At 60.4% G+C, this 13,930-nt stretch carries 12 protein-coding genes; 5 read left to right on the top strand and 7 right to left on the bottom strand.

The features are described 5' to 3' along the window. The first annotated feature begins 811 nt into the window (after nt 1-811). Entirely contained in the window at nt 812-1,384 is a 573-nt protein-coding gene (locus ABD833_RS14030; protein WP_345073816.1) for a DUF4468 domain-containing protein, read from the top strand. A 69-nt stretch (nt 1,385-1,453) separates the two neighbouring features. Here ABD833_RS14030 and ABD833_RS14025 read toward each other — a convergent pair whose 3' ends face one another. Beyond that, complete coding sequence (locus ABD833_RS14025) at nt 1,454-3,136, bottom strand: bifunctional lysophospholipid acyltransferase family protein/GNAT family N-acetyltransferase (RefSeq protein WP_345073815.1); 1,683 nt, start codon at nt 3,134-3,136, stop codon at nt 1,454-1,456. A gap of 469 nt (nt 3,137-3,605) precedes the next feature. Beyond that, complete coding sequence (locus ABD833_RS14020) at nt 3,606-4,490, bottom strand: DNA/RNA non-specific endonuclease (protein ID WP_345073814.1); 885 nt, start codon at nt 4,488-4,490, stop codon at nt 3,606-3,608. A gap of 310 nt (nt 4,491-4,800) precedes the next feature. On the opposite strand from ABD833_RS14020, the gene ABD833_RS14015 reads away from it, so the two are divergent. After that, nucleotides 4,801-5,865 (top strand): flavin-containing monooxygenase, encoded by a 1,065-nt coding sequence (locus ABD833_RS14015; protein WP_345073813.1) that lies wholly within the window; start codon nt 4,801-4,803, stop codon nt 5,863-5,865. Between the two features lie 40 nt (nt 5,866-5,905). On the opposite strand, the gene ABD833_RS14010 is transcribed toward ABD833_RS14015, so the two are convergent. Further along, the gene (locus ABD833_RS14010) at nt 5,906-6,247 is read right to left on the bottom strand and encodes a hypothetical protein (protein WP_345073812.1); all 342 of its coding nucleotides are present in this window, start codon (nt 6,245-6,247) and stop codon (nt 5,906-5,908) included. Nucleotides 6,248-6,324: 77 nt separating this feature from the next. Further along, on the bottom strand, nt 6,325-6,639 hold the full coding sequence (locus tag ABD833_RS14005; protein WP_345073811.1) for a T9SS type A sorting domain-containing protein: 315 nt from the start codon (nt 6,637-6,639) through the stop codon (nt 6,325-6,327). 231 nt (nt 6,640-6,870) lie between these two features. Here ABD833_RS14005 and ABD833_RS14000 point away from each other — a divergent pair, with 231 nt between their 5' ends. From ABD833_RS14000 to ABD833_RS13990, 3 genes are all read left to right on the top strand, one after another. Then, entirely contained in the window at nt 6,871-7,986 is a 1,116-nt protein-coding gene (locus tag ABD833_RS14000) for an NAD(P)/FAD-dependent oxidoreductase (protein WP_345073810.1), read from the top strand. Between the two features lie 61 nt (nt 7,987-8,047). Further along, the gene (locus tag ABD833_RS13995; RefSeq protein ID WP_345073809.1) at nt 8,048-9,160 is read left to right on the top strand and encodes a type III polyketide synthase; all 1,113 of its coding nucleotides are present in this window, start codon (nt 8,048-8,050) and stop codon (nt 9,158-9,160) included. Next, entirely contained in the window at nt 9,153-9,854 is a 702-nt protein-coding gene (locus ABD833_RS13990; RefSeq protein WP_345073808.1) for a methyltransferase domain-containing protein, read from the top strand. Before ABD833_RS13995 ends, ABD833_RS13990 begins: the two co-directional genes overlap by 8 nt. 23 nt (nt 9,855-9,877) lie before the next feature. Here ABD833_RS13990 and ABD833_RS13985 read toward each other — a convergent pair whose 3' ends face one another. From ABD833_RS13985 to ABD833_RS13975, 3 genes are all read right to left on the bottom strand, one after another. Then, nucleotides 9,878-10,888, bottom strand: a complete 1,011-nt coding sequence (locus ABD833_RS13985; RefSeq protein ID WP_345073807.1) for a M28 family peptidase — start codon at nt 10,886-10,888, stop codon at nt 9,878-9,880. Then, entirely contained in the window at nt 10,878-12,377 is a 1,500-nt protein-coding gene (gene cysS, locus ABD833_RS13980; RefSeq protein ID WP_345073806.1) for a cysteine--tRNA ligase, read from the bottom strand. The genes ABD833_RS13985 and cysS overlap by 11 nt, the downstream gene beginning before the upstream one ends. A gap of 434 nt (nt 12,378-12,811) precedes the next feature. Next, nucleotides 12,812-13,918, bottom strand: coding sequence for an endonuclease/exonuclease/phosphatase family protein (locus ABD833_RS13975; RefSeq protein ID WP_345073805.1), 1,107 nt, complete (start codon nt 13,916-13,918; stop codon nt 12,812-12,814). Nucleotides 13,919-13,930 lie beyond the last annotated feature (12 nt).

The raw sequence follows: 13,930 nt of genomic DNA, 5'->3' as shown, positions 1-13,930 counted from the left end.
AAGCGGTAGAGATGCTTCGACTTCGCGGACGCCAGATGAGCATGACGTTTTTTTTATTGCAAAGTAATTTTCACGACCTACTTATGAAGAGTTAGACAATGCCAGGACGTGCGGTTGCCGCTGCCCAAGCCGAGCCGGCCGGGCATAAAAAAACCGCTTCGGAAACCGGAGCGGTGAACGGGGCAAAACCGAGAAAATGAAAAAACTAACGGGAGAAAAGACCTTCCGGTCTTCTCGCAGGACGTCGATATGTCGAGTCCCGCACTTCATTACTTCTTGGCAGAGAGGTGGAGCACGGCACAAAAGTACTGATTGTTACCAGCCTCACCCGTTTAGTAACATTAAGTTTATGTTACTAAAATGTTATACCGAGCCAACATCCTCGGTAATCCGCTTGCCCGGGAAGTTTATCAACTCTCTCCGTTGACCGGAAAAACCCACTTATCATTCTGACCGTCAGGTGTTTTTTCACCTGGCCTCTTTAGCAGCGTATCCCCCGAGGAGTCAGCAATCAGGTAATATACCTCCCGCCCCAGGCCTGGCGGATGCTGCATTAGCCCAATAGCCTACTTAAATAAGTTCTATAACCTCCCAAACAACAATAAGCTCTGGCCTGACCGCTACCGCACGTGAGGTATCCCCGGAAGTGCAGTTTGCGGGGTGTCTTTTCCTGACTATTCCATTGCCGTGCTTAGATAAGCTGACCGGCCTTCGAACTTAACATATTCATAATTGCCTTTATTAAGTTCACCCCTGCTTCTGGTGTTACTTTTGTGCTAGCGGGTTTTATTCCCTCCAACTTCTTCCGGCCATGAAAAAAGTGTTACTCGGATTTGCGTTTATCAGCTTGCTGGTTTCCACGTCAGCAGCCCAGGGCCAGGAGATGACCCATGTAGAATACAGTGAGCAAGTGCCGGCCGACGATCAGGACCGCGAGGTGCTTTACCGCCGGGCCCTCGACTGGACAGAAAACCATTTTGCTTACGGCCCTAAGACTGATTTAACGTTTGATCCGGCAGCGGGTACTGTTCGCGTCATGGGCACTGGCAAGGTGAAGCCCGTCACCCCCGGCGGGAAAGAGCAGGTTCAGGCCGTACGCTTCACTTTCACTTTCCGGACCACGGCCAAGGGCTACGACTATAGCGTGGGCGCCTTTCAGGTAGCGCCAGACCCTAAGAAACCAGCGGAGCTGATTCCGATGGCGGACTATCTTACCCAGCTAGCCGCCGAAAAAGCCAGCAGCCGCACTTTCAACGAGCGCCGGGTAACGGCGCAAGCCAACGCCCTGGCCAGTGAAGTGGCCATGAGTTTCCGTTCGTACATGAACAGTATTCCGGCCGGGGCGGAGGGCACCGTAGGCCTGCCCGCCACCGATCAGGATTAGTCCCGGCAACCACCAAAAAAGACCGGTCAAGACTATGACTGGTCTTTTTTGGTGCGTGCAGCACCGGATTCATGGTCGGTTATCGGGGTACCGATCCAGGAGGCGATGGGTGCGGGCGGGCAGGTCCCGGGCATCCAGCACTATAAAGCCGTCCAGGGCATTCGAAAACTTGGGGTCCAGATTGAAGCCGATCAGCCGACCATTCTGCTTCAGGTATTGGCGCAGCAGCACGGGGACGCCGCCGCCGCCCAGCTCGAACCCCGTAATCAGCTTGTGCAGGTCGGGAAGATTCTCCAGGCCGGTTTGCAGAATTGCGGGCGTCTCGCCGGCATCGAGGGGCCGATAGCGGAAGCTTTTGCGCGGCACTACCGCCTGCGCCAATTCGGCATCGAAGTAATGCCTGGTCAGGAAATCCACCATCACGGCCCGGGAAGCGGCCGAAAACCGGTTGCTGATGCTCACCGGCCCGATAAGGTAATGGTAGTGCGGATGCCGCGCCAGGTATTCCGCAATGCCTTTCCACAGCAGCGCCAGCGGCTGGGGCTGCTTCTGGTATTCGGCCCGGATAAACGACCGGCCCAGTTCCAGGGACTGCCGCAGCAAGGGCACCAGTTCTTTTTTCAGCCGGAACAAAGAATGCAGATAGAAGCCCCGCTTGCCATGCTGCCGCAGAATGCTGCGCCCCGGTCCTATCCGGTAAGCACCGACCAGCTGCCCCGCGGCCCGGTCATACAGGAACAGATGACGATAGTATTCATCGTATTCATCCAGGTCGATGGGCTGTTGCGTTCCTTCGCCCTCCGCCCGGAAGGTGAGCTCCCGGAGTCGCCCGATTTCGCGCAGCACGTGAGGAATTTCTGCTTTACGCGCCACGTACACTTCCCAGGACCCGGTTTGCAGCACGCATCGGCTGGGTCGTAACGCCGCCATGTCAGCTTCGATCAACGCTTTGTCGGTTTCGGCAACTACGGCCGGAACGCCGGGGGTGTCCGGTAGCAGCACCGGTGCCAAAGGGTGGGCACTCAGCGCGTAGACCCGGGCCCGCAGGTAAGGCAGCCGGTCAGGTTCGGCCAGCTGACTGAGGTCAGCAGCGGAAACGGGCTGGCCGATACGAATCTGAATGGTCTGTCCCCGCTTGTTGAGCAGCTCCGCCGGCAGCCGGGCCGTGCGCAACCACGGGTGCACCAGTCCCAGCAGTCCAAACGACTCACTATTTTGCCCACTCAGCCAGATCGGTACTACCGGCACCCGGGCTTTGCTTAAAAGCCGGCCGGCCGTAGGGTTCCATTCCGGCTCCAGAGGCGCCCGGAACAAAGTTGGCCGATGAGCTACTTCCCCCGCGGGAAACAATCCCAACGGCACATCATTGTGCAGGTAGCGCAGCAGCCGGCGCACTCCGGGTACGTTCTGTCCGGCCAGGGCCCGCGCCGGGTTCACCAAAACCAGCTGGGCCGGCAGGTGCGGCAGCAGCGGGGCCAGCAGATCGTTGGCGACCATCCGGAAGTCGGGCCGCTCGCCGCTGAGCAGATACAACAGCACCAGCCCATCAAGCAGCCCACACGGATGATTGGCCAGGGCGACGAACGCGCCCGGCGGCAGACGGCGCAGCTCGGCCGGGTCGTAGTCGAGGGTGATGTGCAGACTGCGCAGTAAGCTGCCGATAAACTCTCTGCCCTGCAGATGCCGGCTTTCTTCGTAAAGATCCTGGAGCTGCCGAAGCTGCGCAAACTGTTGCAGTACCGGACGGAGCAATCCACGGGAGCGGGGTCCGAAAAAATCCGGGAAAGGAAGATTAGAATGGGATAGCAGATCCATTGGCGGCAGGCCAACGCCGGCCCGACGAAACATCGGAGCGTGGTACTACAAACTTCCCAACGGCAGATTAGCCCGCAATTATCCGCAAATTATCAAACCGTTAAGGATGGGCCGGTTAGCCCGGCAGGGCTGGAAATGCAGAAAGCCGCGTTGCAGCGCGGCTTCCATGATATCACTTACCTGTTTGACGGGCTTCACTCCCTCCTAAATATACAATTGCGCAGCTGATATATACTACAATAGCTGCATATTATTAAGGCTTATTTATTTGAAGCGTTCGGGCGCTTTTTTGGGTGCCTGGAGGCCAATAATACCCCGAAGCTGTTCCCTGCTATTCAGTCAAACGCCCTGGCTGCGGCGAAGCGACCAGGGCGTTTACCGGTATCCGGATACCTAAATCAGCCGCCTAGTTGGTCGGACCATTATCAACCCGCGACTCGATAGTACTCTGCACCGTGGCAGACACGGCCGATAGTAGGTTGTAACCCGTTGCGGCCTCAATGGCATCAACGGAAGTACGGTAAGCCGACCAGCTGGTATTGACGGTTTGGGTATTGGGCGTGTTGATGGCAATAACCCGGGTGGCGGTGGTTACGCGCGCGGCGTCGCCGGAACCGTTGGGCAGCACCACCACTACTTTCCAGCAGTTGCTGGGCACCGTGATTTTGCCGCCGGCAATGGTCGTGGTGTAGCCATTCAGGCCAGTGCCGCCGGTGCCGTAGCTGCCGCAGATGATGTAGAGCTCGTTGCCGGCATCAGAAAGAGTGCGGCAGTAGGTTTCCAGACCGGCCCAGGTACGCTGGTTGTTGTTGGCCGCCTGGGGCATCATGTTGGTCATCAGGAACGTGGCCGAGTTATCGGCTACCGAGCCGGTACGGTCGGCCGAGGGGCAATTGTGGCCGCGGTCGAAGCCCGAGCCGGTGTAGCTGCTGCTCGTGGCGCGGAACCAGCCGGAGGGCAGCGTGGCATCGGCAGCGAAATTGTCCTGGCGGGGCGTACTGCCGGTCCAGGCGCTGCTCAGGTGCCAGCTCACCCAGTTCGGAATGCCCCGGTCGCGGTGATAGGACGCCGCAAACTGGGGTTTAGACAGCAGGTAGTTGGTGTAGTACGTGGCATTGGTCACCGCCCCGCTCGGATTCCCCAGCGTCAGGTGGCTGTCGCGCGTGGCGGTAGCATCCGCTGTTTGCACCACGGCCTGCGGGCCAGGCTGCACGGTTTCGTCTTTGGCGCAGGATACGGCCAGGCTGCCGAGCAGGCAGAAACTAAGTACGCGGTAAAGGGTACGCTTCATACGAAAGGGCAAAAGGTGGCAAAGATGGGAGGGGAGCAAGCAAGCGGCAGGGCAGCTGCCCGGGGGCTAACTGGCCACAAAGGTGGCAAACTGGCTATGAAAACATGTTATCGGAATATTACCATTGAGCTGCGCGCGCTTTTCTCTGTTCCTTCACTAACCCAGCCCGTACCGCCATGCCGGTTACCACCATACGCCGCCGCGGTTTCCGTTGCCGCAGTCACCTGGCGCAGTTCCCGGGTTGGCTTAACCAGGACCACCAATAATTGCGGTACTTGGGGCGTATTTTCAGGTTTTTTGTTTTGCTGCCATGCTTACCTCCGCTGAGTTTACCGTCGACGTCATAGTTATTGGGGCCGGACAGGCGGGGCTGGCCGCCGCTTATTATCTGCAGCAGCAGCAGGCTGACTTCGTCGTACTCGACGACCGGCAGGCCGTTGGCGACGTCTGGGCTACGCGGTTCGACGCGCTTACCCTGTTTTCTCCGGCCTGGGTGAGTGACCTGCCCGGCCGGGCCTGGAGCGGCAACCGGCTCCGCTACCCAAGTAAGGACGAAGCCAGCCGCTACCTGCACGACTACGCCACCCATTTCCGGTTTCCCATTCATCTGCAGCAGCGCGTAGTCCGGGTAAGGCCGCGGGGCGCGGGCGGGTACAGTGTATTCACCGCGGCGGGCCAGCACTACCAGGCCCGCGCCGTTATCGTCTGTACCGGGGCCTACAATGCTCCGCGGCAGCCAGGGTTTGCGCAGGAGCTGGCCCCAACAGTGCGGCAGCTACACAGCCAGCAGTATCAGCGGCCGGAGCAGCTGTCGGGGCAGGGGCCAGTGGCCGTGGTGGGCAGCGGCAACTCGGCCCTGCAAATTGCCGCTGACCTGGCCGTAACCGGCCGGCCCGTGTACGCGGCCTATGATGCCCGCACGCCTGATCTGCCCAACAACACGGCCATGTGGGCTTTTCTGGCCGTCACGGGACTGCTCCGCGCCTCCCGCCACACGCTGCTGGGCGCAAAGCTGCGGTTGCGTCCCGAGCCCGTGGTTAGCAGTGACCTGTCCCGCCTGCGGCACTTGCCCAATGTGACCTTTATCGGCCGGGCGCTACAGGTAGACAACGCTACGGCGCTCCGGGGGTACCGGGCTTCAACGCCGGCCCTGGAGCATGTGGTGTGGGCTACCGGCTACGGCCCGGCTTTTGACTGGCTGGAGGTGCCGGTGCTGGATGCGGAAGGAGAGCCCCGGCATCACCGCGGTATGACCCAGGCTCCGGGCCTGGCATTTCTGGGGCTGCCGTGGCTGAACAGCCGCAGTTCGGCCCTGATGGGCGGAGCAGGCCCCGATGCCAGGTACGTAGTGGAGCATCTGCTGAAAACATCATAATTATGCTGAAACCCAAGCCCTGGTTTTTAAGTTGATAGCACTAGTAATGTAACCATTGGCTGTTCGCCTGCATTTCCTTGTTAGGCGTCAGTATTGGTTTTCCTTCGTCTTTAATCTTCAACTCATGTCCTTCCTCCATTTCACGGATCTGTTGGCCGCTGCCGCACAACTTGTCCGGAATACCTTCGGCAACTGGGGAAAAACGCTGCAACCCGAGCCAGTACGGGTGCGCAACAATCGTTGAGTCTGGCTTCAACCAAACAGCGACGCCTCCCCTCCGGGAGGCGTCGCTGTTTGTGAGGCAACTGGTAAAAGCCCTTTGTTCTGTGGCTATAAAACCGCCGGTAGCCAAGTTCACTTGGTGGTAGCCGAACAGCCCCATAGGTTGCGGGGAGAGTACCCTGAAAACGAAAAAGCAGCCCGAAAGCTGCTTTTAAACCAATGATATTCAGATCGGAATCAGCGAATGACGAGCTTACGCATTTCGCTGGCATTGTCGGCTTCCAGTTTCACGTAGTACAGACCGGTAGCGAATTTACTCAGGTCCAGGGTTTTAGGGCCGTTCAGCTCCGTAATGGTCTCCCGATAAATGACGGTGCCGATGACGTTGAGAATGCGTAATTCCATCTTCCGCCCTTCAAACCCGTTGATGGCGATATGCACGATACCATTGCTGGGGTTGGGATACACCAGAAACGATTTTTCATCGGCTACCCGGGTAGCCGCCCGCGGCGCAGCAACCTGAGCCGAGGCTATGGATAAGGTAGTGGACAAGGCCCCCAGGCAACAGAAGGAGAGCAAAAAAACAAGTCGTAAGCGTGGCATCATAGTGTACTGTAGCGTGAAAAAATAAGTGCGCAACTCGCTTGAGTTGCTTAACGGACGGCACTCGATTAGGTTTGCAAAGATAATACGGATTATTAATCAGAGTTGCAAAATATAACTGGTCTCCTTTAAATAAACGGGTTAGTAGTTCTTGTTCATCCTTTTACCCCCCGAATCAAGTTGGACGTTCTCATTATTGGCGGGGGGCTGGGCGGCCTTACGGCAGCCCTGGATCTACGGCAGCGGGGCTACGCCGTTACCCTGGTGGAGCGCAAGCGCTACCCCTTTCATAAAGTCTGCGGCGAATACGTTTCCAACGAAGTACAGCCTTACCTGCGCCGCCTCGGCGTCGACCCGGCAGCCCTGGCCCCGGCTACCATTTCACGCTTTCTGGTCAGCTCCCCGGCGGGACGGACGCTCACCTCCCCACTCGACCTGGGCGGCTTTGGCGTCAGCCGCTACACGCTCGACTACTTCCTCTACCAGCAGGCCAGCGCGCGGGGCGTAGAATTCCTCCAACAGGCCACCGTGACAGACGTGACGTTTGATGCAGCGGCCAACCAGCACCACGTAACTTTGGCCGACGGTCGCACCCTCGTGGCGCGGACCGTGCTGGGGGCCTACGGCAAGCGGACCAACCTGGACCGGCAGCTCCAGCGCGCGTTTTTTCAGCACCGCTCCCCCTACCTCGGGGTGAAGTACCACCTGCGCCTCGACTTCCCCCGCGACTTAATTGCCCTGCACAACTTCGCCGACGGTTACGCGGGCATCTCCGCTATTGAAGACGACAAGCACTGCTTCTGCTACCTCACCACCCGCCAGAACCTGAAAGACCACGGCACCATTCCGCGGATGGAAGCCGAGGTGCTGGCCCGGAATCCTCATGTAAAGAAAATCCTGCGGGAGGCCGAGTTTCTGTACCCCCAGCCCGAGGTGATCAACGAAATTTCCTTTGCCCCCAAAAGCTGCGTCGAAGACCATGTGCTTATGTGCGGCGACGCGGCTGGCCTGATTACGCCCCTCTGCGGCAACGGCATGGCCATGGCTATTCACGGGGCCGAAATTGTGGCCCGCCACCTCCACGAGTTTCTGACCAGCCGGATTACCCGCGCCCAGCTCGAAGCGGCTTACCGGCGCGAATGGCAGCGGGAGTTTGGGCAGCGGCTGCGGATAGGCCGGGCCGTGCAGGGACTTTTCGGCCGCCCCGTGCTCAGCGAAGCGGCCGTGGGCGGGCTGCGCTATTTTCCGGGAATAGTACGGGGCCTGATGCGGCAGACCCACGGGCCGGTTTTTTAACCCTGATTTTGTACCCTCACCCAGCAAGCCCTAGCGGCGGCAATTGCGTATACTGCGCTCAATGACCAGCTTCCTCTGTGCCATCGGCACTGCCACTCCTGACCACCGCATTGCCCAGCCTCAGATTGCCACCTTCATGGCTGAGGCCCTCCAGCTTGATGATGCCAACGCCCGCAAACTCCGCGCCCTCTACCGGGTCACGGGTATCGGTCACCGCTATTCCGTGCTCCCCGATTACAGCCGCGCAAACGGCGACTTCACTTTTTTCCCCAACACCCCCGATCTGGAACCCTTTCCCGGCGTCGGGCAGCGCATGGCGGTGTACCGGGAACACGCCCTGCCCCTGTCGGTAGCGGCGGCGCGGAATTGTTTGCGGCAGGTGCCGGAAGTAACCCTGGCTTCCATTACCCACTTAGTCACGGTGAGCTGCACGGGCATGTACGCGCCGGGGCTGGATATTGAGCTGGTGCAGGCCCTGGGCCTGTCGTCAAACATTCGCCGGACCTGCGTCAACTTCATGGGCTGCTACGCGGCCTTCAATGCCCTGAAGCTGGCCGAAGCCTTTTGCCAGGCCGATGCCAACGCCCGCGTCCTTATTATATGCACCGAGCTGTGCACGATTCACTTCCAGAAAAACCGGGAGGACGACCACCTGATTTCCAACGCCCTGTTTGGCGATGGGTCAGCGGCCGCCCTGGTGCAGGCCACGCCGGCGCAAAATGGCCCGAGCCTGGCGCTGGCCGCCTTCCACTGCGGCCTGGAACCCGACGGCCGCGCCGATATGGCCTGGCATATCAACGACTTCGGCTTCGAGATGACGCTGTCGTCGTACGTGCCACGCATGATTCAGAAGGGCATCCGCAAGCTTACCGACGATTTGCTGCAGAACCTGCCGGTGAAGCTGCGCGACATTCACTCCTTCGCCATTCATCCCGGCGGCCGCAAGATTCTGGAAACCATTGAACAGGAGCTGGGCATGAGCACCGACGACAACCGCTTTGCCTACAAGGTGCTGCGCGAGTACGGCAACATGTCGTCGGCCACGGTGCTGTTTGTGCTGCGCGAGCTGATGGCTTCGCTGACGCCCGCCGACGCGGGCGCGCCCGTGCTGAGCTTCGCTTTCGGCCCCGGCCTGACCCTGGAAGCCATGCTGTTACAGGTGCATCATGCCTGATTTCACTATCCGGGCCCGCGGGGAGGAGCTGATGGACGACCTGACGCTGGCCTCCGACGCCCTGCGCCAGAATCTCGACGAGCTGGAAACCATCAACACCTGGCTGGGCGGCTACCGCGTGGTGCTGAATGCCCTGCACCGCCTGCGTCTCACCTTCCCCACTGACCGCCCCCTGCTCCTGGCCGACCTCGGCAGCGGCGGCGGCGACACGTTGCGGCACATTGCCGACTGGGCCCGTCGCCACCGGCTGCCGATGGAGCTGGTAGGCATCGATGCTAACGCGTTTATGATTGCCTACGCCACCGAAAAGGCGAGCCATCATCCCGAAATCAGCTTCCGGCAGCAGGATATCTTCTCCCCCGAATTCCGTCGGCAGCCCTTCGATATCATCACCTGCAGCCTGTTCTGCCACCATTTTCCGGAAGAAGAGCTGGTGACCCTGCTGCGCCAGGTACATGAGCAGGCCCGGGTTGGAGTCATCATCAACGATTTGCACCGGCACCCGCTGGCCTACTACAGCATCAAGTGGCTGACCTGGCTTTTCCGCGGCTCCTACCTCGTGCAGCACGATGCCCCGCTGTCGGTAGCCCGGGCTTTCACCCGCCCCGACTGGGTGCGGCTGCTGGCGCGGGCGGGCATCGGCACCTACACGCTCCGCTGGCACTGGGCCTTCCGCTGGCAGGTCGTTTTCTAAAGCCGGCCGGGCGAAATCCTGACCTACTCCCCGTAAATCGTTTGCAGCACCGTCTGGCCCACGGCTTTGAGCGTGCGCCGGTCGATGATGCTCATGTTGTCCTGGGTGGTATGATGGTAGGCGGGAAACTCCCCGGCCGGCGAGAAGTCGATAATATCGATGGTGCGGATGCCCGCCTGGTTGGTGTAGACGTGGTCGTCGTCGATACCGCCGCTATCCTGGAACGGGAAATAGTCGGAATACCCGATCTGAGCGGCCGTATTCCACACTTTCGTGACAACGTCCAGGGCCTTCTCGCGCGACAGGCCTTCCCGGCTGAACCGCGCCCCTTTGCCGCCGACCATATCCAGCAGGATACCATACGAGGGCTTGTAGTTGGCGGGCAGCATGTTCTTGGCCCAGTACTGCGAGCCCAGACACCAGCTGTCCTGACCCGTCAGCTGATTTTTCAGCTCACTCTGGGTGGAGGAATCGTAGCCGTAGTCTTCGGAGTCGAACAGGATGAAATCGACGCCCACACCAGGCTGGAGGCTGTCGGGCTGAGCGGCCAGCAGGCGGGCCAGCTCCAGGGCTACGGCCACGCCGCTGGCGCCGTCGCTGGCGCCGTCGAGCGGGGCATTCTTGTTCACTTTATCCTTATCGGCAAACGGGCGCGTGTCCCAGTGCGTGAAAATGGCGATGCGGCGGACCGCCTGGGGGGCGAACTGGGCCACGATGTTGCGCGAGCGGAGCATCTTGCCATCAAACGCCATGACCTCGAAACGCTGCTCGCGCACGCTCAGCCCGAAGCGCTTAAACTGCCCTACCAGCCAGTCGCCGGTAGCCGCGTGAGCCGGGGAGCTGGGCACCCGCGGCCCAAACGCCACCTGCCGGGCCGTGTAGGTATAGGCTGAATCAGCGTTGAACGATGGGGCCCCGGCCAGCTGAGGCTCGGCAGCCGTAGTGTCGGCCGTTTGGGTTTTATCGGGGCCGCAGCTGGCCACCAACAGCAACGCCGCCAGCGCGGGCGCCAGCCAGATCCGGTTATTCTTCATACGCCCAGTCGATACCGGTTTTTAAGTCTTTGATAATAATGCCCTGGCCTTTCAGCGCGGCCCGGATCTGGTCTACCTTATCGTAGTCCTTAGTGGTTTTGGCTTCCTGATAAAACTCCAGGGTCAGGGCCAGCAGGGCTTCGGCATTGGCCCGGGGCTCATCCTGCAAGCCCAGCACGTCTACCACCAGCATGCGGTACGCCGCAGTGGCTTCGGCCAGCGCGGCCTCACTGACCATGCCCAGCAATGTCAGGTTGGCGTAGAAGCCGTTGAGCTTACGCAGCAGATTGAACAGGCCGGCAATGGCGCGGGCCGTGTTCAGGTCGTCGTTCAGGCCCCCGAATACGTCGGCCACCAGCTTTTGCAGCTCCGCATCACCGGCACTGGTATCCGCGGCGCGGTCAGTGCCTTCGGGCAGACGCAGCTTGTCGAGCAGGCGCAGGCCGTTCATCAGCTTGCGGTAGCCTTTGCGCGCCGCCTGCATGGCCTCATCACTCACGTCAACCGGGCTGCGGTAGTGGGCCTGCAGCAGAAAGAAGCGCGACGTCATGGCTGAATACGCCTGGGTGAGCGTGGTGCCGGTGCCTTCGAGCAGCTCCGTGATGGTGATGAAGTTGCCGAGCGACTTGCTCATCTTGGCCCCGTTCACCGTTATCATGTTGTTGTGCATCCACACCCGGGCCTCGTCGGAGTGGCTGTGGCTGGCCTGACTCTGGGCAATTTCGCACTCGTGGTGCGGGAACATCAGGTCGAGGCCGCCGCCGTGGATGTCGAACGTGTCGCCGAGGTACTTACGGCTCATGGCCGAGCATTCGACGTGCCAGCCGGGAAATCCTTCGCTCCAGGGCGCGGGCCAGTGCATGAGGTGGCTGGGGGCGGCCTTTTTCCAGAGGGCAAAGTCCAGCGGGGAGCGTTTCTCCTCCTGCCCGGCGAGGTTATCGCGGGTGCCGGCGAGCAGCTCATCCGTCACCCGGTTCGAGAGCTTGCCGTAGTGATGCCGGGCGTTGTAGGCCGGCACGTCGAAGTACACCGAGCCGTTTACCTCGTAGGCAAAGCCGTTGCTGATGATTTCCTCAATCAGCTGAATCTGCTCGGTGATGTGGCCGCTGGCCCGGGGTTCAATGTCGGGGGGCAGGCAGCCCAGCAGCTCCATGTGGCGGTGGTAGCGGTGGGCGTAGTATTCGGCCACCTGCATGGGTTCCAGCCGGGCGGCGCGGGCCATCCGGGAGATTTTGTCCTCCCCCTCGTCGGCATCGTTTTCCAGGTGGCCCACGTCGGTGATGTTGCGCACGTAGCGCACCGTATAGCCCAGATGGCGCAGGTAACGGCCCAGCACGTCGAATACGACCGGGCCGCGGGCATTGCCCAGGTGGGCATCGTTGTATACGGTAGGCCCGCAGAGGTACATGCCCACAAACGGGGAATGGAGCGGTTCAAAAGTTTCCTTGCGGCGGGTAAGCGTATTATAAAGCGAAAGCGGATGCTGCATGGAGCAAAAGTAGCAAGATTTGGCGGGCAGCTTAACGCGAATTCAGCCGGGCCCGGGAAGTAGGGCTACCAGTTATATACCCGTAGTCTGGCGCGGGCCACGGCCCTGTATAGCGCCTTTTCTGCACGCTTTAGTCAAAGGCGGCAATCCAGCAGTACAAAAGCTCCTTAGCCAGGTACATAAAGTTCAATCAGCAGTATTCCCGTTAACCGTAGTTAGTCCGTGCCCGGTTTACCGTACGGCTCTACTAGAGCGTGTGGACACTTAGCTAAAAGGGCCTTTGAAGCCATCGAAACAGTCATGCTGAGCTTGTCGAAGCATCTCTACCGGACGTTTTGCCGCAAAAAAGCGGTAGAGATGCTTCGACAAGCTCAGCATGACCGCCTTTTTCGTTAAGTGTCCACACGCTCTAGGCGCGGTATTTTCCCGCCCCGCTACTTCAGCCGGTACACCGCCGTGGTCGGAAAATGGTCGGAATAGGGTATCTCGTAATGCACCCGGAAATCATCAACGACCCACTGCGGGCCGGCAAACTGGTGGTCGATGCGCACGAAGGGCAGGCGGCCGTTGTAGGTAGTGCCCACGCCGGTGCCCACGGTGGCCCAGGCATTCTGAAAGTGGTCGGCCAGCTGGTCGTAGCTGTAGCTGTAGGGCAAGTCGTTCAGGTCGGCGCACAGCAGCAGCGGGTAGGGCGATTTTTCGAACCGGCGCAGCAGCGTATCAATCTGTATGCTGCGCGCCACCGCGCCGCGCTTAAAGCGGCGCATCAGGCCCAGCCCTTTGGCCTGCAGCCCCGCCTTGCTCGAATAGCTGTCCACGATGTCCTTTTCCTCCATGCTCATGCTTTGGAGATGGAAATTGAACACCCGGATAGTATCGCCGCCGGGGAGCTTCACATCGGCGTACATCGCGTGGTTCTGGGTGAGGCGGCCGAAAGCAATGGTACCGCGCCGCACGATCGGGTAGCGCGAAAAGATGGCCAGGCCAAACTCGGCGCCCATCCAGTTCGTCAGCGTTGTGGATACAAATGCCTGGCGGCCGGTCTGCCGGCCGATGCGCTCCGTCGTGCTCATGCGGTTGTTATCCCGTTTCGTCTTGCGCGGCTCGTTGTAGAACTCCTGCAGGCAGATTACGTCGGCCGGGTTGGAAGCCACCCACCGGATCATTTTATCGGGCGAGTCAGGATCTTCGGCGTGCAGGTGCTTGTAGACGTTGAAGACCCGCACGTTGGCACTGAGCAGCCGCACCCGCGGCCCGGGAAGGTTGGCCGCGGGGGCCTGACGCAGCGGATGCAGGGCCAGCCCCCGCTGGAAGTGGGTCCACGTCAGCCCGGCTACCACAATGGGCAGGATAGCCACCCGCCAGCTGCGCAGCAGCCAGTAGCCCGCCGCCAACAGATTCAACCCCAGCGCTACGGGCAGGGAAAGAGCGACGAAAACCCCGGGCCAGAACGTCCGCGCTGGAATCTGCAGGCTGGCAATGGCGACCAGCAGCCACCCGATAACGAGCAGAGTACACTTGAAAGCAAAGGAGCGACGCACGGGAGAGGAGCC

Origin of the sequence: Hymenobacter fastidiosus, assembly GCF_039539565.1 — a bacterium.
In the GTDB taxonomy this organism is placed as follows: domain Bacteria; phylum Bacteroidota; class Bacteroidia; order Cytophagales; family Hymenobacteraceae; genus Hymenobacter; species Hymenobacter fastidiosus.
The sequence above is the reverse complement of the archived record's forward strand: the minus strand, read 5'-3'. Positions and strand labels throughout refer to the sequence as shown.